We start from the raw sequence: 18475 nt of genomic DNA, 5'->3' as shown, positions 1-18475 counted from the left end.
CACGCCCGCCCCCGCCCCACGCCCGCCCCAGCCCCACGCCCGCGCCACGCCCGCCCCCGCCCCACGCCCGCGCCACGCCCGCCCCCGCCCCACGCCCGCGCCCCCCGCCACCCCCGCCACCCCCGGGACGAGTTGCAACCCGAGTGACGACCCAACGACCGGGATCGCACCGCCAGTTGCAACTCATCCCCTCAGTGGTGGTGGTGGTGGGGGTGGGAGTGGTGGTGGTGGGGGTGGTGGGGGTGGCGGTGGGGGTGGTGGTGCGGGTTGGTGGTGCGGGTTGGTTGTGGGGTGGGGCCCAGGACGCGCGCGACCTGCTCCAGGACCCACCCCGGCCGGAACCGGACGTCCTCCCAGGTGAAGCGCAGCAGCGTGTATCCCTGCGCTGCCAACTCGTTGAGTCGCCCCCGGTCGCCGCGATACGCCCGCCTGTCGGAGTGGAACTCGAACCCGTCGCCCTCCACCACGAGCCATCCGTCGAGCACGAAGTCCACCGTGCCGACGCCGGGGATGTGCACCTGGGTGCGCAGATCGCAGTTCAGAATGCTGAGGATCAGGCGCAGGACAGACTCCAGCGGCGACTCGGCGAGTTCGTCCGCGAAACGAACCGCACGGCGCAGTGAAGCGGCGCCCTTCCCACGTGCCTCGTCGGCCGCGACCTGCAGCGCTGCGCGGCGCACCGCCCCGGAGTGCAGCGCCCCGTCGACAACCACGAGCGCCTCGGGCAACGGCACGACCCGGCAGCAGTCGACGACAGTGCGCAGCGGAGACGTCAGCGCCCGGAAGGGATCGACGTCGACCGATTGCAGGCGCGCCCGGTGGACGCGGACGCCCGGTTCCGGCAGCCGACTGCCCGACGCGACGGTGATATGCACCGTGGGTTCCGGACGCCAGGAGCCGAAGCCGTACAGGGCCGCGGCGCTGCCGTGCGACGCCACGCCGCCAAGGCGGACTGCGGTGACAAGGGCTGCGGCAGCGTGCGGCAACGCGAAAGCCCCACGTGCAACGGCGAGCTCGCGGGCCCCGCGCAACTGATGTGCCGGAACCCCCAGCCCGCGCAACGTCCGCCACCGAGCCGCCCCACCGCACTTGTGCAACGCCACCTCGAGATCCATGGGCCACAACCTGCCGGGGCGACCCACCGGCCGGGGCGGATTCGGCGGCGCTGTGGACAACCCTCCCCCACACAACCCACGGGCAGAGTTGCAACCCGAGCGACGACTTCCGACGCCAGGTCGGCGCAGCCGTTTCAACTCGTCCCACAGGTGGTCGGGGCCGGGGCGGCGGGTGGTCGGGGCCGGGGCGGTGGGGGTGGTGGGGGCCGGGACTCTTGACCGCGTTCCGGGCCCCTCCATAAATTGAGACTCCTCGGCCCAATATTCGCGCTGCGCCCGGAGAAAGGGACACCGATGTCCGCTGACGCCCCAGCCGTTCCCGAAGGCCTCACCCCGCTCAACCCAGAGGTCCAGCGCTGCCCGTACGACTGGTACGAGGCCATGCACTCCTCCGGCGAGGGCGCGTTCGACGCTGGTCCGCTCGGCTATGTGGTCGCCGGCCACTCCGAGATCTCCAAGATCACCTTCGACACGACCGGCTTCTCCTCGGAGTTCTACGGCCCGCAGGGACCGCAGCTGGCCGGCGTCAGCCCGGAGCCGTGGTCGACCGAGGTCCAGGAGTTCTGGGCCACGATCCCCAAGCTGAAGAACGCGCTGTTCTCCTGCGACCCGCCTGCGCACACGCGGCAGAAGGCCATCGCGAACAAGTCGATGAACATCACCCGGGTCCGCAAGTTGGAGCCCACGATCCGCGCCGAGGCGAACTCGCTCATCGACGCCGTGATCGACGCGGGCACCTGCAACTTCTTCGACGCCTACGCGACCCCGCTGCCGGTCATCATGATCGCGACCATGCTCGGTATGGACGGCGACCGTCTGCTGTTCAAGAAGTGGAGCGACCACATCGCCGACGGGTACCTCGCGCCGATGGACAACGTCGCGCGCATGGAGGTCCTGCACTCGGCCAAGGCCTTCATCGAGGACCTGCTCCCGCGCATCGAGGCCCGCCGGGCCAACCCGACCGACGATCTGCTCTCGGCCCTGGTGAACTCCACCATCGACGAGGAGGACGAGGCCAAGTTCGGCGAGATGTCGGGCCCGCACCACCTGACCGATGCCGAGCTTCTCTGTGCTGTCTCCCAGCTGCTCCCGGCCGGGAACCACACCACGACCAACCTGATGGCGAACCTCCTCATCGAGCTGATCGAGGCGCCCGAGGTGATGGCGGAGCTACGGGCGAACCCGGAGCTGATCCCGGCCGCGGTCGACGAGTCGCTGCGCAAGGACTCGCCGCTGCGCGCGACCTACCGGGTCTGCACCGCCGACGCCGAGGTGTCCGGGACGAAGATCCCGGCCGGCACATTGGTGCCGATGATGTGGGGCGGCGCCGGCCACGACCCCGACGTCTTCCCGGAGCCGCAGAAGTTCGACATCCACCGCGAGAACGTGAAGAAGCACATCGCGTTCGGCCACGGACCCCACGTGTGCGTAGGCATGCCGCTGGCCCGCGCCGTCTCCCGGATCTCCTTCGAGGTCCTGCTCGAGCGGCTCGACAACATCCGCTTCGCGGACGGCTTCACCCCGACCCGGGCTGCCCAGTTCCCGTTCTCCGCCTACGAGGGTCTCGAGATCGCGTTCGACAAGAAGTAGCCCAGCAGCACGCCGAGCGCTCCAGTCCTACGCGGCCTGGAGCGCTTTGTGCTCGGCCTCCTCCTGCCGGATGGCCTTGAAGAGCATCACCGAGTTCACCCCCCAGAACGCGAAGAACACCAGGATCGTCAGCCACCAGCCGAGCAGGCCGTTCCACGCGAAGACGCCGTCCTTGAAATACGTGCAGAGCGCGCCCGGCAGCAGCAGGACGGCGAACCACAGGTTCGCGTAGCCGAGCCAGCGCGGGAAGATCTTCTCGTCCGGGGCGCCGAGAACACAGATACCGATCGCGAGCATCTGCACCACCGGCAGCGACAGGGCGAGGATGAAGAAGAACCAGCCCACGTCGGACAGCAGCAGGATCAGATCGGGGTTGCGGTCGGGCCGATAGGCCGCGGTGGTCCAGAGCATGCACGGGATCACGATCAGGATGACGACCATCGCGCCGGACAGCATCTGGGTCTGCGCGAGCACGGGCGAGGCGCCCTCGACTCGCTTCATCTGGTGCGCCAGCACCGCAACCCACGGGACGAGCAAGGCGCCGCCGAGCATCGTCACCACCAGGCCGGTGCGAATCAGTTGTCGGTGGTGGGCGTAGAAGTTCGCGATCTGCTGCGCCGAATGACCCGGCGGGTTGGGCGGGATGTACCCGCAGAGCCCACCGAAGCCGATGCCGAGCAGCACCATGAACAGTGGGACGCTCCAGGCGCAGATCAACTGGTTGCGGATGTTCACGGCGACCTCGCGTCCGGGAGGCTCTTGTATTATTGCGACTAGACGTCGCAGAATATGGCAGCAAGTCTCCGCCGTAAAGATCGGTCAGGGAGCCCAGCATGGCGTCGGATGCGCGCAGCCTGTACCACACCGAATCCGCGAAGGGCTGCTTCTGGAGCACGGCCAACGTCGGCGAGGCCCTCCCCGGCGTCGTCACACCGTTCGGCTGGTCGGTCTGGGGCCCGGCCATCGACCTGGGCATGAAGGACGCCTTCCGCCGGACCGGCGCGCTCGAGCCGGACCGCGTCGTGTTCGACGCCGAGACCGACAAGCGCGCGGTCACCGTCTTCCACGGCCGAGGCGCGTTGAGCGTGAACTTCCTCTGCGAGATGGGGAATCGGCTGCCCGGGACGAGCAGCGACGCGATCGCCAAACAACTGCTCGGTGAGATGCCGGTCGGGATCCAGATCCCGCAGACCGGCAAGCGCCACCGTGCGATCGCGGCGAACATGCCAAAGACGTTCGCCAACATCCGCAAGGAAGCCTTGCGGGACACCGCCCACACGCAGGCCTGGTGGTCCTCGCACATCAAGGCGATGCCGAAGCGCGACATGACGGCGACCAAGGCCGCGCTCGAGGACGCCCGCAAGGAGATGTGCGCGATGACCGCCATCCAGGCGCGCGCGGTCTTCGTCGGCGTCCAGTCCATCTACGACCAGTTGCTCGCGCTGATCGCGAAGTCCGACATCACGCCGGAGCAGGCGAACGCGTTGATGGCGGGTCAGGGCTCGCACGCCGAGACCGAGATCATCTCGGATCTCTGGGAGCTGGGCCGCCACCAACAGAGCCTCGAAGCCTTCCTCGACAAGCACGGTTACCACGGCCTCGGCGAGGGCCAGCTGATCGCGAAGATGTGGCGCGAGGACCCCGAGCCGGTACTGCGACTGGCGAAGCAGTACGCCGCCCGCCCGGACAGCGAGCACCCGCATCTGATGGCCGAGCAGCGCACCCGGGAGCGCGAGGCCGCCGAGAAGGCGTTGCTGGCCAAGACTCCCGCTTACCAGCGGCCGATCGCGAAACTGATCCTGAAGCTGGCCGTCGCCCGCATCCCGTTGCGCGGCGTGGCCAAGGAGGCGCTGATCCGCTGCCTCGACGTCTGCCGCGCCGCGGCCCGCCGCATGGGCACGCTACTGGTCGAGCAGGGCGTGCTGACCGATCCTGAGGACGTCTTCTACTTCACCGCCGACGAACTCATCGCCGGCTTGCCGGCCAATGCGCCGGAAGTTGCCGCCCAACGCCGCGCCGTCCGCGAGGAACTGCTGCGTCTGGACATCCCGCGCACCTGGGAAGGCACCCCCGTGCCGATCGTGATCGCCGAGACGCAGGCAGCCGAGGGCGCTGCCGATGACGTGGTCCAGGTGACCGGTATCGGGGCCAGCGGCGGCGTCGTCGAGGGCCTCGTCCGGGTGGTGCACGACCCGACCGAGGTCGACGTGGAGCCCGGCGAGATCATCGTCAGCCAGACCACCGACCCGAGTTGGGCAGCGGTGCTGTTCCTGGCCACCGCTCTGGTGGTGGACATCGGCGGGCCACTGAGCCACGCCGCCGTGGTCGCCCGCGAGTGCGGCATCCCATGTGTGATCGGCACCGACAACGGAACCGCGGTGCTGCGCACCGGCGACCTGGTCCGGGTGGACGGGAACAAGGGCACCGTCGAGATTCTGAAACGCGCGGAGGTGTCGGCGTGACCTTCTCGGTCCCGAAGGCTTGGCTGCCGGACCCCGAGGACGAACGATTGCACCTACCCACCGGCGATGAATCCCTGCCGTGGAAGGACACCTGGTACTTCAGCCTGCGCGACGACGCGTCGGACCAGACGCTGAATCTGCACATGACCGTCAGCGCCAACCGCACCCCACCGACCCGGGTCGGGGTCTCGGTCGCGCACGGCGCGAAGTTCATCACCGAGGTCATGCGCAACGAGGGCAGCAACACCGGGAACTCGTTCGGCAACGAACTGGCCCACATCGAGGTCGTGCACCTGTCCGGCGACTCCGACCACGAGTTGCTGATGATCGGCAACCTGGACGCGGTGTCGTTCGAGCTGACCGTCAAGGGCAAGCACTACGCGCCGCTGTGGGACACGATGTTCCCCGGCTATTACGCAACCGGGAAGTTCGGCCACCAGTACTCGCACTACGAGCAACTGATCACCGGCACCGGCTGGGTCCAGTGGGCCGGACGCGAACGGGTGCCGTTCTCCGGCGGCGGCTGGCGCGATCGCGGCTGGGGCCGGCGCAAGACCGAACTGACCTTCAACACCGGCATCGACCTGATCGGCGCGATCCTGCCGGACGACAGCGTGTTCTCGTTGATCGCCTTGCGCAGCAACGAAGTGCCGAAGGACGACCCGATGCCGATCGCCGGCTGGCGCTCCGCCGAGGGCGTGCTGGTGCCCGCGGTCGGCGGCCTCTACTACAAGGACGCGATGGCCTGGCCGAGCCGCATCGAGCTGGAGTTCCTGGACGGCTACAGGTTCGCGGCGCACACTGTGCGCCGCTCCGCCGGGTTGGCCGCCGCGTGGCACGACGCCGAGCCCGAGGTGAGCGGCTACGGCCACAACCTGCGCGACTACTACGCGGTGATGGCCGACGAGTCCGGCGCCGAGTTCACCGTGTTCTCCAACCACGGCAACATCCACAAGGTCAACGTGTTCCTGGACGCCGAGTTCAAGTACATCTCCCCACCGGTCGGCGGATGACCGGGCGCAGCCGGAATCGCCGGATCGTCGAGGCCTTCTACGCCGCGATCCCGGCCCGCGACAGCGCGGGCGTGAGCGCCGTCCTGGCCGACGGATTCGCGCCCGACGCGGTGATGCGGGTGTCGGACTCCCTGCCTTACGGCGGTGTGCACCGCGGGCGCGACGTCATCGAGCGGATGCTGCTGACGTTGCTGCGGACCGCGACCCCGATGGTGCTGCCGGAGTCGATCCGGGTGCTCCGGGTCGCCGAGGACGGGGACCAGATCGCGGTCGAGGTGCAGTTCGACTGGCTGGCTCCCGGCACGTCGGACCCCATCGCGATGAGCGCGACGGAATGGCTGACATTCCGCGACCACCGCGTCGTGGAACTCAAGGTCGGTTACTGGGACACCGCAGCGTGTCTGGCAGCGATTCGGCTACCGACAGCTACGGAACAGACGCGTCCCGGCGTTTTGTCCTCGCCGCTCCTTGGCGGATGCTTGACTGCCGGAACGACGCAAACTTATATTGAGACAGCTAGGCCTAATATTCGCTGAACCCGTTCACCGGTCCCGAATTTAACGCTGCGTATCCAGCAGAAGCCGAGTCGGCTCTCCGCTCTTTTGCTCATGCCCAACGAAACAGGCGCTGTGAAGTGTGGGCGGAAGACGCTCATCAGTTAGTTCCCCGGCTCTCGGAGGACGGACAATCCCAATGGTTCATTTCACGAGGCTTCGGCGGCTGTTCGCCGGCACGGCGATCGTCGCGGCTGTCGCACTGACTACGTCCGGATGCGGTAGCTCCGGATCGAACAGCGCGGTGGCCGACCAGTCGACTTCCACCTCGACCGCGGCGGGCGCGCCCGCTCCCGCGGCTCCGGCCGCGGGCGGCACCGACGCGGCTGCCGCGTCGTCCGGCAAGGCCGCGGCCGCCGCCACCACGGCCGCCGCGAACACCGCGAACACCGACACCGCAGCCAAGGGCGCGGCCACGACGGCGACCGGCACGACGAGCACCGCGGTCACCCCGGCGAAGGTCGCGAAGGGCGGCACCACAAAGGCCGCCGGTGGCAAGGCTCCCGCCGCGGCACCGGGTCAACCCGCCGCGCCAGCCGATGCTGGTGCGACCACCACCGGCGCCGCCGCGGTCGCCAAGGTGGTCGCGAGCGCGCCGATCTTCGGTGGCACCACACCGTGCGTCCCGGCGAACCTTTCGGAGGTTCCGATCGGGAATGTGAGCACGCTCTCCGGCATCCTGGGCGAGCTGTTCGCACCGGCACGTTCGGCGATCCAGACCTTCGTGGCTTCGCAGAACGCCTGCGGCGGCTTGAACGGCCACAAGATAAAGCTGTTCATCGACGACGACCAGGACGACCCGGCGACGGCGGCGTCCAAGGTCACCGAGATGATCCAGAAGAACAAGGTCCTGGCCTTCTGCGGCAACATTCAGGTGCTGACCATGGAAGCCGTCGCACCGGTGATCAAGAAGTACGGCATTCCGATCATCGGCACCGACATCTCGAACAACACCTGGTTCACCACTCCCCTGGTTTTCCCGCAGGGCTCGGACGTTCAGTCGATCTCGTACGGCTACCTCGACGCCACCAAGAACTACTTCCACAAGACGGTGCTGGGGAACTTGTCCTGCATCGAGGTGCCGCGGCCCTGCGAGGCGTTGGACCGCTCCATCCGGGAGATGGCCCCGCAGTTCGGTATCGACTACAAGAAGAACATCCAGACGTCGATCACCGCGCCGTCCTACGTCCAGCAGTGTTTGGACATGAAGACCGCCGGCGTCGAGGCGTTGATCCTCGACATCGACGCGGCTTCGATGGTCCGCGTGGCCCGATCCTGCGAGCAGGTCGGCTATTTCCCGAAGGTGTTGGCCTACCCGCTCGCGGTCGGCAACGAGAAGCAGTTCCTGGCCGGCGACAAATGGCTCGGTGACACCTACGTGCCGATGAACGTGTTCCCGTGGCAGGGCAACGTCACTCCGGCCGAGAAGTACTGGCAGGACTCGATCAAGAAGTTCAACCCGGGCTTCACCTCCGGCGGCGCGGCCAGCCTCGGTTGGTCCGCCGGTGCCCTGCTGGTCGCGGCCTCCGCGGAGCTATCGGCGACCAACCCGACCACCCAGCAGTTCCTGGACGCGCTGTGGGAGTTCAAGGGTCAGAAGTTCACCGAACTCGGCGGATTGGCCGGCCCGCGCACCTTCGGCAAGGACCAGAACCCCAGGGTCCCGTACTGCCTGTTCAACGCGATCGGGAACGACACCAACACCGGGTGGAAGTCGGTTGCCGACAAGCCCACGTGCAGCAAGGTGATCGCGGCAAGCGATCCGCAGCACGGCTGAGAATCCGGTCGGCCGCGTGGTTCCAGTGACTGCGCGGCCGATCGGCCCACCGGTGCAGGCCCGAGTTGATGTCCGAGAGAGAGGGACCGTGGTTTCGGGATGACCACCTTCCTGAACTATCTGATCCCCGGCATCACCGACGGCTCGGTCTACGCACTCGCCGCCCTGGGCCTGGTCCTGACCTACAAGACCTCTGGCGTGTTCAACTTCGCGCATGGCGCGGTAGCGGCCGCTGCGGCCTATCTCTTCTACCAGGGCTACGTGGAATGGCACTGGCCGTGGCCGATCGCTTTCCTGGTCAGCCTGTTCATCGTCGGCATCCTCGGTGGCCTGGTGATGGCGCAGTTGGCCCGGTGGCTGTCCCGGGCTCCCACGGTGATGACTGTGGTTGCCACCGTCGGACTGCTGGTGCTGATCCAGTCGTTGATGTCGGCGATCTTCGGCGCCTCGGACAAGAAGAGCGGCGACTACCTGCCGACCGGCGGACCGCGCCTGGGCGACGTCACGATCTCCTACGGCGAGATGCTGATCACCGCTTTCGGCATTGCCTCGGCGGTGGCGCTCATGCTGTTCTTCGGGCGCACCAGGCTCGGGCGGGCCACCACCGCGGTGGTCGACGATCCCAATCTGCTCAGCCTGGCCAAGATCAACCCGGACGCGGTGCGGCGGCTCTCGTGGGTCGTCGGGACCTCGTTCGCGGCCATCTGCGGCATGCTGCTGGCACCGAAGCTCGGGGTGTCGGTCGGCGTCCTGGTGCTGATCGTCATCGCGGCCTACGGTGCCGCCGCGGTCGGGCTGTTCCAGAACCTCGTGCTGACCCTGATCGGTGCCTTCGGCATCGGAATCCTGATCAACTACTCCCCGCGTTGGTTCCAGAACACCGACAGCTACTTCCTCAACTCGATCCCGCGGAACATCCCGTTCCTGGTCCTGCTGCTGGTGTTCATGCTGGTGCCGGCTCGCCACCTCACCGAGCGCGGCGTGCGCAACGCGCGAGTGCTGGCCCCGCCCCGGGAGTTCCCGCGGACGTTGAACCTGGCCGGGCTGAGCGTGCTGCTGGGCGCCGCGGTGCTCGTCCCGCACTTCGTGGCGGACTACAACATCACCGTCTACGCCGCCGCGCTCGGCTTCGCGATCATCTTCCTGTCCCTCGGCATGCTGATCTGGACCTCGGGCCAGATCTCCTTGTGCCACATGGGATTCGCGGCGCTGGGCGCCACGACCGCGGGCAAGCTGACCACCGTCGGTTTCGCGGACTGGATGCCGGGGATCGGCGGGAAACACGCCACCTGGCCCGTCGCGGTGGTGCTCGCCGGCCTGATCGTCGTGCCGTTGGGCGCGGTGGTTGCCATCCCGGCGATCCGCCTGGCCGGCATCTACGTGGCCATCGCCACCTTCGGTTTCGGCATCCTGCTCGAGCAGAGCTTCTACCTGGCCCCGGTCATGTTCGACAGCGGCGGCCTGGTGCAGAACCCGCGGCCCGGCACCGACTACACGTTGCCGATCACCGCGCAACGCCTGCACACCGTGGACGGCCATTTCAGCGGCATCTTCGGGATGAACTTCGACACCGACGAGCGCTACTACTACCTGGCGCTGATGGTCACGGTGGTGATGGCCGCGATCGTCCTGCTCGTCCGCCGTGCCCGTCTCGGGACGCTCCTGCGGGCCCTGGCCGATTCCCCGACGGCGTTGGAGACCCACGGCGCGAACACCGTCGTGATGCGCGTCCAGGTCTTCGCTCTGTCGGCGTTCATGGCCGGGGTCGGCGGCGCGGTGGTTGCCGGTGCCACGCAGAACGCGAGTGGTGAACCGGGCGGCACCTTCGATTACACCGTCTCGCTGATTTTCGTTGCGGTGCTGGGTTTCTGCGGTCGCCGGCCGATCCTCTCCCCCGTCCTGGCCGCGATCGTCTACCAGGTCATCAAGATCTACTCGCCCTTCGACAAGCACTGGGCGATCGAGTACCGCGGGGTCGGGTTCGGCCTGCTCGCGATCTTCGTCGCGATCGCGCCGGCCTTGAACCTGGGTCGGTTCTGGGCCGGGCGTCCGGCACTTGGTGGACGACTGCAGCGGTCCGCCGAGCACCGATCGCATCGCCACGGTTCCGCGGGCCGCGACGCAGCGCCGGACGGCGAGCTCGACCCGGACGACTTCTCCCCGTGGGACCGGCCCCGGACGCAGGCTGCGTCCCCGGCCTCGGGCGTCAGCGTCGACATCGAACAGTTGGACTCCCATGCTTGAGCTGCGGAACATCACGGCCGGCTACGACACCGGAACGGTTCTGGTCGACGTCTCGATCACCGTTCCGGACAACGCGACGGTGGCTCTGCTCGGGCCCAACGGCGCAGGCAAGACCACGCTGCTGCGGGTGGCCTCGGGTCTGCTGAAGCCCTACTCCGGGCAGATCCTGGTCGACGGCGCGGACCTGACCGGTCAGCCGCCGCACAAGATCGCCCGGTCCGGCGTCATCCACGTCCCCGAGGGTCGTGGGGTTTTCCCGTCGCTGAACGTCTCGGAGAACATCCTGCTGCTGGCCGCGGCTGGGGAGTTCAAGCAGGCGTTCCGGACCGCGACGAAGACCTTCCCGGTGCTGGGGAAGCGCGCCAAGCAGGTCGCGCGGACGTTGAGCGGCGGCGAGCAGCAGATGCTCGCCCTGTCCCACGCGTACGTGGGCGACCCCGAGGTCGTGCTGCTCGACGAGGTCTCGATGGGACTGGCACCGAAGATCGTGCTCGAGATCTTCGAGTACCTGGCTGATCTGAAGGGTCGCGGCATCGCCCAGCTGATTGTCGAACAGTACGTGAGCCAAGCACTCAAGCTCGCCGACTACGTCTACGTCCTCAACCGCGGGCGGATCACCTTCGAAGGGCGCCCGGAGGAAGTCTCGGAGGAGACCATCATGACCAGCTACCTCGGGTCGTTGGCGCAATGAACGAGCTTGCGAGTGCGGACGGAGGCAAGCCGGTGAGTGGCGAGCTGGAGGTGCTGCAGGCGGTCCGGCTCAAAGGCCGGGCCGACACCGCGGCCGTGGCCCGCTGCACCGGTTCCGACGAGGCCGACGCACAGGCCGCGCTGGACAAGCTGCTGGCCGACGCTCTGATCAAGGGCGGCCCGGCCTTCCGGATCACCCCGGAGGGCAATGAACGACTGCGTGAGCTGACCGCCGCCGAGCGGGCCGGCGTCGACCAGCAGGCGTTGGAGGCGGTCTACGACGACTTCCACCACGCCAACACCGCCCTGAAGGAGGTCGTGACCAGCTGGCAGCTGCGCGACTCCGAAACCCCCAACGACCACACCGACGCGGCCTACGACGCCGCGGTGATCCGTCGGCTGCTGGACGAGGTCGACGGTGAGTTCCGGCCGTTGCTGAGCCGGATGATCGCGATCGCGCCCCGGTTGGCCCCGTACGGTCCGCGATTCGACACCGCCGTCGCGGCGCTCGAGGCAGGCGACACCACGTACCTGGCCAGACCGATCCTCGACAGCTACCACACGCTCTGGTTCGAGCTGCACGAGGAATTGATCGGTCTGCTCGGGCGGACCCGCCTCGACGAAGCCGCCGCCGGCCGGGCGCTGTAGGGCGGGGGTGAACGCGTGACCGACACCATCGACCTCGACGTCCGCAACGTGACGGTGCGGTTCGGCGGAATCACCGCGGTGAACGACGCCACCCTCTACGCCAAGGGCGGGGAGATCACCGGTCTGATCGGGCCGAACGGCGCGGGCAAGACGACGTTCTTCAACGCTTGTTCCGGGCGCAACCGACCGGAGTCCGGCTCGATCACGCTGGGCGGGGAGAGCCTCGACGGCCACGGCGCGGCCAATCGCGCCCACCGTGGATTGGGGCGGACGTTCCAACGGATGGAGTTGTTCGACAGCCTCACCGTGACCGAGAACGTGCGGACCGGTCCGGCGGCGTACTTCTCCTCCCACCGCAAGCTTCTCGGGATCGCCAATCCCCTGCTGGGCCAGCTGTACTCCACCCGCAAGGAGACCTCGGAGATCAACCAACGAGCGCAGGTGGCCATGGCTCGCTGCGGGATCGAGGCGTTGGCCGACAGGACGACCGGTGGCCTGTCGACCGGGCAACGGCGTCTGGTCGAACTGGCTCGGGCGATCGCCACCCCGTTCAAGTTCCTGCTCCTGGACGAACCGTCGTCGGGCCTGGATGTCGCGGAGACAAAGGAATTCGGGCAGGTGCTGCTCGATCACGTCGCCGAGACCGGTTACGGAATCCTGATCGTCGAGCACGACATGGCACTGGTTTCGGAGATCTGTCGACGAATTTCCGTGCTCGACTTCGGACGGATCATCTACGAGGGCACCACCGTCGAGGCGCTCAGAAGCGACACCGTCAAGGCGGCGTACCTGGGTGAGGTAGCAGTTGCCTGAGAGATCGGAGAACAAGATGACGAGACTGCTGGCGGCTCTCACCACTGCAGGTGTGGCCGGTGCCTCCGTGCTGGTGCTCACTGCCGGGACCGCGCGCGCCGACGACAACCGGTTCGCATTGACCGCGCAGGGCGACTCGCAGTACTACCAAGTCGACGGCGAGGACATCCCCGGTTCACCGAAGAACACCGCCGGCTCGCTGACCGCGCAGTCGCATCTCGACAGCACTGGGCAGAGCGCCTCCTTCGCCGGTGCGCCGTACTACGGCAACAGCGCGGAAACGCTGCCCGGCCTGATCAACGGCGCGCCCAGCCAGTTCGGCTACAACAACCCGATCCTGCCGTTCTCCCACTTCCCCGGGTTCGTGACGGCCACGTACCCGTCGGCGCCGGAGGCGAGCGACGCCAACTACTACTACAAGGTCCATGCCGAGGCCGGCGAGCACGGTGCCCAGGCAGCAGGCAGCAATGGCGCACCCGAGTCGATCCCGGCGCCGAACCAACAGCAGTCGGCCACGGCAGAGACCAAGAAACTCGACGACAAGTCCACCGTGGCAACGGCGGAAGGCGCCGCCGCAGGCTTCGTCGAGGGCCCACTCGAGGTCGGCTACTCCGAGGCCAAGGCCACGATCACCGACGCCGGCGGTGCCCCGAAGGTCGTCAGCGCGGTGTTCGGCCGGTTCTCGATCGGTGGCCAGGCCTTCGGCTACGACAAGGCCGGGTTCACCTACCTGGGGCAGTCCGCCGACAAGAAGGCCGCGATCGACGGAGCCAACGCCGCGCTCTCGGCCGCCGGGCTCCAGCTCGACATCGCGCCGGAGACCACCACCACCGACCCGGTCAGCGGCGTGACCCGTTACGTCCTCGGCGGCATGAAGATCACCCAGAACTTCACCTCGCCGTCCGGAGCTAAGTACACGATCGGCTACATCCTCGGCCGGGCCGAGGTCGCCTCGGTCAACACCGCGACGACAGCCACTGCCGTCGCGCTCAGCTCGACCGGCTCGGCGGCCACCCTCGGCTCCGCGCGGATCGCGACCCGGGCGGCGAACCCGGCCGCGGCGTGGGCCCTGGCCGCACGACCGGCGCGGTCGACCAAGCAGCGCTAGCGGCACAGGGCGGCCCGGCACGGTTGATGCATCAGGGACACCCTGCGCGGGCTCAGGAGCGGGCGGTCTGCTCCCTCGGCCGGCCGTCGCCGAATCGGCCCAAGCGCGCCAGGACGTGTCCGACCAGCACCGGCAGGACCACATCCAGGATCACGACCCGGGTCACTGCCTCCCACGACCGCATCCGCGTCTCCCTGCACCGACCGCCGGCACCGATTGGGGTCCCGGTCGCGCAAGTGTGGCTCCTCGAACATGTGCGGAGGATTTCTTCCGGGACCGCGTCCAGACGTCGGGACCGTGAATTCGCCGCCTCCGGAAACCGCGCCTGGGCACACCCGAACAGGCGAGCCGGAGGCGGCGGCTCCTGGACAGGTTCTAAGGTGGGGTAGGCGTCGCGGAGGGCTCCGACAGTGGGGTCCGCACGCCAAATCGATCCGTCCCAGGGCGGCCGAAACTCGTGAGCGACGTATCCCCTGCGTTGCCGGAACCGGTGCTCGCGTTCCTGCACGCACACGTCCGGTCGGTGCTCCAGCTCGAGGCTCTGCTGCTGGTGTTCGAGGCTGCGGGCGAGCCGCTGCCGCCGACGGAGATCGCGACGGCGATGTACCTGTCCGAGCCGGTCGTCGCCGAGTGGTTGGCCGGCTTCACCAGCGCGGGGTTCTGCGACCAGGACTCGGCCGGCTTCCGGCTCACCGAGGACGGCGAGACGGTGAAGCTGCTCGCCGAGGTGGCCGCAAGTTACCTGCGTCGCCCGGTCACGATCGGCCGGGTCATCTTCGGTGCCGAGTGGGCACAGGATCCCCGCGTCTCACTCGCCGAGGCGTTCCGGTTGCGTCGTGATCAGCAGAAGGACTCTTGATGGCTGCCTTCGTCTACTCCCTGTGCGCGGTGAGCAGCATCCTGTGCGCCGTGCTGCTGATGCGGTCCTGGTCGCGGGAACGGGTCCGGTTGTTGATGTGGGTCGGGCTTGGCTTCGTCGGGCTGGCCGCGGACAACGTCGTGCTGCTGGCCGACGAGGTCGTCGCGGTCCACAGCGATCTGCACCTGCTGCGTGAGTTCACCGGGCTCACTGCCGTCTGCACACTGCTGTTCGGCCTGATCTGGGAGTCTCGATGATCCATCTCCTGGCGCCCGGATCGGACCGGCTGCCGGTCACGCACGAGCAGCTGAACGGCCTGCTGGAAGGGGCCATCATGATGGCCTCGTTCACGGTCGCCGTGTTCTTCCTGCGCTACTGGCGCGCCACCGGCGAACGGCTGTTCGCGGCCTTCGCCTTCGCGTTCACGCTGTTCGGCGTCAACCGCATCGAGCTGTACCTGGTCGTGCATCACCACCACCCGGACGCCGCGATCTGGGTCTACGCGTCCCGGCTGGCCGGCTTCGCCGCGATCATCGCCGCGGTGCTGGACAAGAACCTGTCCACGCCGCTCCGCCGGCCGGCCACGCAGACACCGGCCGAGCCGGTCGGCGATGTCCTGTCCTGGGAGACCGACTCGGACGACGAACCGCGCACGCCCGTGCGCACGCCGAACGGGCGGTGACCGGCCGCCGTCCCGGACGCCGGGCCGGAAGCCGTACGGTCAGCGCACTCGCCGCCAGGACCGCAGTGGCATGACCTCCGCCAGCGGCCCGCGAACTGTGTCGTCGGTCGCACCGGCCAGGCGCGGGCCGGTCTCCAGCAGGCCGACAGGCAGTGGCAGACCGTCGACGAACCGGCCGATGCTGCGCAGGTTCGCGGCCACCTCAGCGGCGGCGCGTTCGGATTCCTGCGTCAGGCGATCGGCTGCCATTCGACTGTCGGCGAGCAGGTCGGCCGCGGTCTTCCGAGATTCGCCGCGCAGCCGCGACGCGGTCTGCTCGGCATGCTCCAGCACCGATCTGGCCTGGTCAGTGTCGACGGCTGCGGCTCGGATCGCTTGGTCCAGCCGGCCGTCGGCACGAGCCTGGGCGACGGTGAGTCCTTGCTCGCAGGAAAGCTGCCAAGCCGTCAGGTCGGCGACGACCTCCTCGGTCCGCTGCGCAACCCTGGCGCGGGCGGCATCGAGAACCTCGTCGGCGCCGGCCGCGATCGTGGCCGCGGACTCCGTCCCGGCCGCCCGGATCTCCGCGGCGGCCCGACCGGCCTCCTCGAGGAGTTGACCGGCGGCGACCTCGGCGGCCGCGGTGGCCCGGACGGACTCCTCGTCCAACTGCTGCAGCTGCGTGCGGATCAACTCCTGGGCCTGTGCACGCTCCTGCCGACTCCTGGACTCCAGGTCGCAGCGCAGCTCGTCGCGTTCGGCGTAGGCGGCCCCGAGGCTCGACGCCAAATTTGCGAGCACGGCCTCGAACCCCGATTTCGCGTTGCGGGCGGCAACCAGACGCGTCAGGTCCTCGGTCTCGCGCCGCAGTTGTGCGGCCCGGCGCACCAAGGCTTCGCGCGCCGACGTCAACTCCTCGACGCAGGCATGAACCGCGCGAGGCTCGTAACCCTGCGTCGCGACGGCGAACCTGTGCTCGATCTCCGGCTCGATGGTCACGCCGGGCTCCCTTCGGGTCGGCGTCGCCATCGTGCCGCCCGAAATGATCACGACTGAAGAGCTCGAACCGAAGATTTTGCGTTCATGATCGATTAACAAGACGACCGGGATAAAGATCAACAGCGCCCGGCCCGCGGTCGAGTCAGTCCAGGCGGGCGGCCGTCCGCGCCGGGTCGAGGGCCCACCGGGTGTGGTCGAACGACGTCGGCGGCGGCATCGGCTCTTCCTCCGAAGGCGGACCGCTGCTTCCGGCCGGGGTGAAAGTGATCTTTACCAGGCCGGCGTGGGCCGGGCCGGACGCGGACCCGGCCGAGGCCACGTTCGGTTTCTGGTGGGCCTTCGTGTGCGCGTGGCCGACAACCCCGCCGCCACCGCCGCCGGAGGCGGCCGCGCCGCCACCACCTGCTAGGTAGCCGCCGCCACCGCCGCCACCAGCAGGCTTGCCGCCGGACCCGGCGGCTCCGTTACCACCTATGACACCCGAACCGGGGGCGGCGTCCCTTCCCCCACCGCGACCGCCGTACGAGCCGGCACTGCCGCCACCGGCGCCCGCGCCGGTCTGATCCTCCGGCCCGCCACGTCCGCCGACCGCGGATCCGCTGCCGGCCGCACCGCCGCCGCCGCCGGCCGTCGCCAGTGGGACCCCGCGCCCGGGCACGCCGGTCCCGGCCATCACGAAGCTTGCACCGCCCCCGCCCCCGCCCGCACAGCCGAGGGTGCCGCCACCGCCCGAACCGCCGCTGGGTTGGCCGCTGGCACGGCCACCCGAGCCACCCACGGAGTCGGCGCCGCAGCCCTGACCGGCCTGGCCCACGCTGCCTGTCCAGATCTCGATCCCGGTCACGGGCAGCTTGATCACGAGCTTGGTCAGGCCACCTGCCGCGCCCGCCAGGCCGGAGGCACCCGCACCACCCGAACCACCGGTCAGCGTCGCGGTCACCGTGGTCACCCCGGACGGGGCGATCAGGTGCGTCGGCGCTGTGGTGTCGTCGTAGACGCAGGTGATTGCCGTCCCCCCGTTGGGCTCCTGCTCGACCGAGCCGAGGTTGCCGCACGGGCCGTTGGCCGCAGCCGGGCCCGATGTGACCACCACGCCGGCCAACCCGAGCGCCACGCAACTCACCGCTCCGACCGCGCCGGTCGGTAGTACTCCGGAACGACCCGCACCACGTAGTCGCATAAGCACCCCCTGATCGCGAGGTCAGCCAATCGCCGGTTGCACCGGTACGCAAACATCCGACCCGGCGTGGCGCCCGCGATTTACGCGACAGCTTCCAGGGCGGCACGGACCACCCCCCGGACGCGTACGGCCTCCGGAGTAGCTGACGGTGCGTCACATCGCACGCCGACCGGCAGGTGCGGCCCATGCGGCAGCCCGCGCGCCACCACCGGAAAGGAAAGAACCGGCCCAAGACGTCTTTACTCAGTCCGGTACGTCTCCGTACACCATCGCTACCCGAACGATTCTAACGTGACACATGTTGCACTTGTGGTTAGAGGTGCAGCAGGTACGAGAGTGATGGGACGGGCGGGGGCTCGTCCAAGGTGTTCACAAGCGTGGGGCGGGAGCCATGAACCGGAAGAAGATTGCCATCAACACCGGGTTGTCGGTGATTCTGGTGGCCACTGCGGTCGAGGGTGTCAAGACCATCGGCAATCCCAGTCAGCCCAAGCCGGTCGAGCAGACCGCGCAGGCCAGTATGGGCACGGTTGCCACGACGGTCTCGGCCACGGGCAACCTGGACGCGCCCAAGACGGTGGGTCTGGTCTTTGCCGGTACCTCACCGGGTCTGGTGACCGATGTGCCGGTCAAGATCGGTGATCAGGTGCAGACCGGGGCGGTGCTGGCCAAGGTCGACAACCGCACCGCGGTCAACGACCTGGAGCAGGCCAAGGCCCAGTTGCAGACCGCCAAGGCGCAGTTGAAGTCGGCCAAGGAGGA

General features: G+C 68.5%; 19 protein-coding genes. 14 read left to right on the top strand and 5 right to left on the bottom strand.

Annotated features, from left to right (window positions below; translation table 11 throughout):
• Nucleotides 1-191: 191 nt before the first annotated feature.
• A complete protein-coding gene (locus VHU88_23740) occupies nucleotides 192-1115 on the bottom strand; it encodes a DUF559 domain-containing protein (protein HEX3614721.1) in 924 nt (307 codons plus the stop codon).
• Between the two features lie 294 nt (nucleotides 1116-1409).
• Here VHU88_23740 and VHU88_23735 point away from each other — a divergent pair, with 294 nt between their 5' ends.
• The gene (locus VHU88_23735) at nucleotides 1410-2705 is read left to right on the top strand and encodes a cytochrome P450 (protein HEX3614720.1); all 1296 of its coding nucleotides are present in this window, start codon (nucleotides 1410-1412) and stop codon (nucleotides 2703-2705) included.
• Between the two features lie 27 nt (nucleotides 2706-2732).
• On the opposite strand, the gene VHU88_23730 is transcribed toward VHU88_23735, so the two are convergent.
• Nucleotides 2733-3440 (bottom strand): hypothetical protein, encoded by a 708-nt coding sequence (locus tag VHU88_23730; GenBank protein ID HEX3614719.1) that lies wholly within the window; start codon nucleotides 3438-3440, stop codon nucleotides 2733-2735.
• Nucleotides 3441-3538: 98 nt separating this feature from the next.
• On the opposite strand from VHU88_23730, the gene VHU88_23725 reads away from it, so the two are divergent.
• The 9 genes from VHU88_23725 to VHU88_23685 all read left to right on the top strand — a co-directional run bounded on the left by VHU88_23725 (nucleotide 3539) and on the right by VHU88_23685 (nucleotide 14014).
• Nucleotides 3539-5167 (top strand): PEP-utilizing enzyme, encoded by a 1629-nt coding sequence (locus VHU88_23725; GenBank protein ID HEX3614718.1) that lies wholly within the window; start codon nucleotides 3539-3541, stop codon nucleotides 5165-5167.
• Nucleotides 5164-6180, top strand: a complete 1017-nt coding sequence (locus VHU88_23720) for a hypothetical protein (protein ID HEX3614717.1) — start codon at nucleotides 5164-5166, stop codon at nucleotides 6178-6180. Before VHU88_23725 ends, VHU88_23720 begins: the two co-directional genes overlap by 4 nt.
• Nucleotides 6177-6716 carry a nuclear transport factor 2 family protein gene (locus VHU88_23715; GenBank protein HEX3614716.1) on the top strand — a complete coding sequence of 180 codons (540 nt, stop codon included), beginning with the start codon at nucleotides 6177-6179 and terminating at the stop codon, nucleotides 6714-6716. The genes VHU88_23720 and VHU88_23715 overlap by 4 nt, the downstream gene beginning before the upstream one ends.
• A gap of 157 nt (nucleotides 6717-6873) precedes the next feature.
• Entirely contained in the window at nucleotides 6874-8511 is a 1638-nt protein-coding gene (locus VHU88_23710; GenBank protein ID HEX3614715.1) for an ABC transporter substrate-binding protein, read from the top strand.
• A 99-nt stretch (nucleotides 8512-8610) separates the two neighbouring features.
• Nucleotides 8611-10755: an ABC transporter permease gene (locus tag VHU88_23705; protein HEX3614714.1), complete on the top strand. Its 2145-nt coding sequence runs from the start codon at nucleotides 8611-8613 to the stop codon at nucleotides 10753-10755.
• Complete coding sequence (locus tag VHU88_23700) at nucleotides 10748-11446, top strand: ABC transporter ATP-binding protein (GenBank protein ID HEX3614713.1); 699 nt, start codon at nucleotides 10748-10750, stop codon at nucleotides 11444-11446. The genes VHU88_23705 and VHU88_23700 overlap by 8 nt, the downstream gene beginning before the upstream one ends.
• Nucleotides 11447-11478: 32 nt before the next feature.
• The gene (locus VHU88_23695) at nucleotides 11479-12093 is read left to right on the top strand and encodes a hypothetical protein (GenBank protein HEX3614712.1); all 615 of its coding nucleotides are present in this window, start codon (nucleotides 11479-11481) and stop codon (nucleotides 12091-12093) included.
• A 15-nt stretch (nucleotides 12094-12108) separates the two neighbouring features.
• A complete protein-coding gene (locus tag VHU88_23690) occupies nucleotides 12109-12906 on the top strand; it encodes an ABC transporter ATP-binding protein (protein HEX3614711.1) in 798 nt (265 codons plus the stop codon).
• Between the two features lie 16 nt (nucleotides 12907-12922).
• Entirely contained in the window at nucleotides 12923-14014 is a 1092-nt protein-coding gene (locus tag VHU88_23685; protein ID HEX3614710.1) for a hypothetical protein, read from the top strand.
• A 52-nt stretch (nucleotides 14015-14066) separates the two neighbouring features.
• On the opposite strand, the gene VHU88_23680 is transcribed toward VHU88_23685, so the two are convergent.
• On the bottom strand, nucleotides 14067-14198 hold the full coding sequence (locus tag VHU88_23680; protein ID HEX3614709.1) for a hypothetical protein: 132 nt from the start codon (nucleotides 14196-14198) through the stop codon (nucleotides 14067-14069).
• A 273-nt stretch (nucleotides 14199-14471) separates the two neighbouring features.
• On the opposite strand from VHU88_23680, the gene VHU88_23675 reads away from it, so the two are divergent.
• Genes VHU88_23675 through VHU88_23665 form a run of 3 tightly spaced genes read left to right on the top strand, consistent with a single transcriptional unit; the run spans nucleotide 14472 to nucleotide 15555 of the window.
• Nucleotides 14472-14873 carry a hypothetical protein gene (locus VHU88_23675; protein HEX3614708.1) on the top strand — a complete coding sequence of 134 codons (402 nt, stop codon included), beginning with the start codon at nucleotides 14472-14474 and terminating at the stop codon, nucleotides 14871-14873.
• Complete coding sequence (locus VHU88_23670; protein ID HEX3614707.1) at nucleotides 14873-15130, top strand: DUF5985 family protein; 258 nt, start codon at nucleotides 14873-14875, stop codon at nucleotides 15128-15130. The genes VHU88_23675 and VHU88_23670 overlap by 1 nt, the downstream gene beginning before the upstream one ends.
• Complete coding sequence (locus VHU88_23665; protein HEX3614706.1) at nucleotides 15127-15555, top strand: DUF5985 family protein; 429 nt, start codon at nucleotides 15127-15129, stop codon at nucleotides 15553-15555. The genes VHU88_23670 and VHU88_23665 overlap by 4 nt, the downstream gene beginning before the upstream one ends.
• Nucleotides 15556-15594: 39 nt before the next feature.
• Here the strand turns inward: VHU88_23665 and VHU88_23660 are convergent, their stop codons facing one another.
• Both VHU88_23660 and VHU88_23655 read right to left on the bottom strand, forming a co-directional pair.
• On the bottom strand, nucleotides 15595-16533 hold the full coding sequence (locus VHU88_23660) for a hypothetical protein (protein HEX3614705.1): 939 nt from the start codon (nucleotides 16531-16533) through the stop codon (nucleotides 15595-15597).
• A gap of 142 nt (nucleotides 16534-16675) precedes the next feature.
• Entirely contained in the window at nucleotides 16676-17647 is a 972-nt protein-coding gene (locus VHU88_23655) for a hypothetical protein (GenBank protein ID HEX3614704.1), read from the bottom strand.
• A 457-nt stretch (nucleotides 17648-18104) separates the two neighbouring features.
• Between VHU88_23655 and VHU88_23650 the strand changes: the two genes are divergently transcribed.
• Nucleotides 18105-18475, top strand: a 371-nt coding sequence (locus VHU88_23650) for a biotin/lipoyl-binding protein (protein ID HEX3614703.1), incomplete at its 3' end; no start/stop codon positions are given.

The sequence above is a fragment of the Sporichthyaceae bacterium genome (assembly GCA_036269075.1).
In the GTDB taxonomy this organism is placed as follows: Bacteria; Actinomycetota; Actinomycetes; order Sporichthyales; family Sporichthyaceae; genus DASQPJ01.
This window is presented reverse-complemented; position numbering and strand designations above follow the sequence as displayed.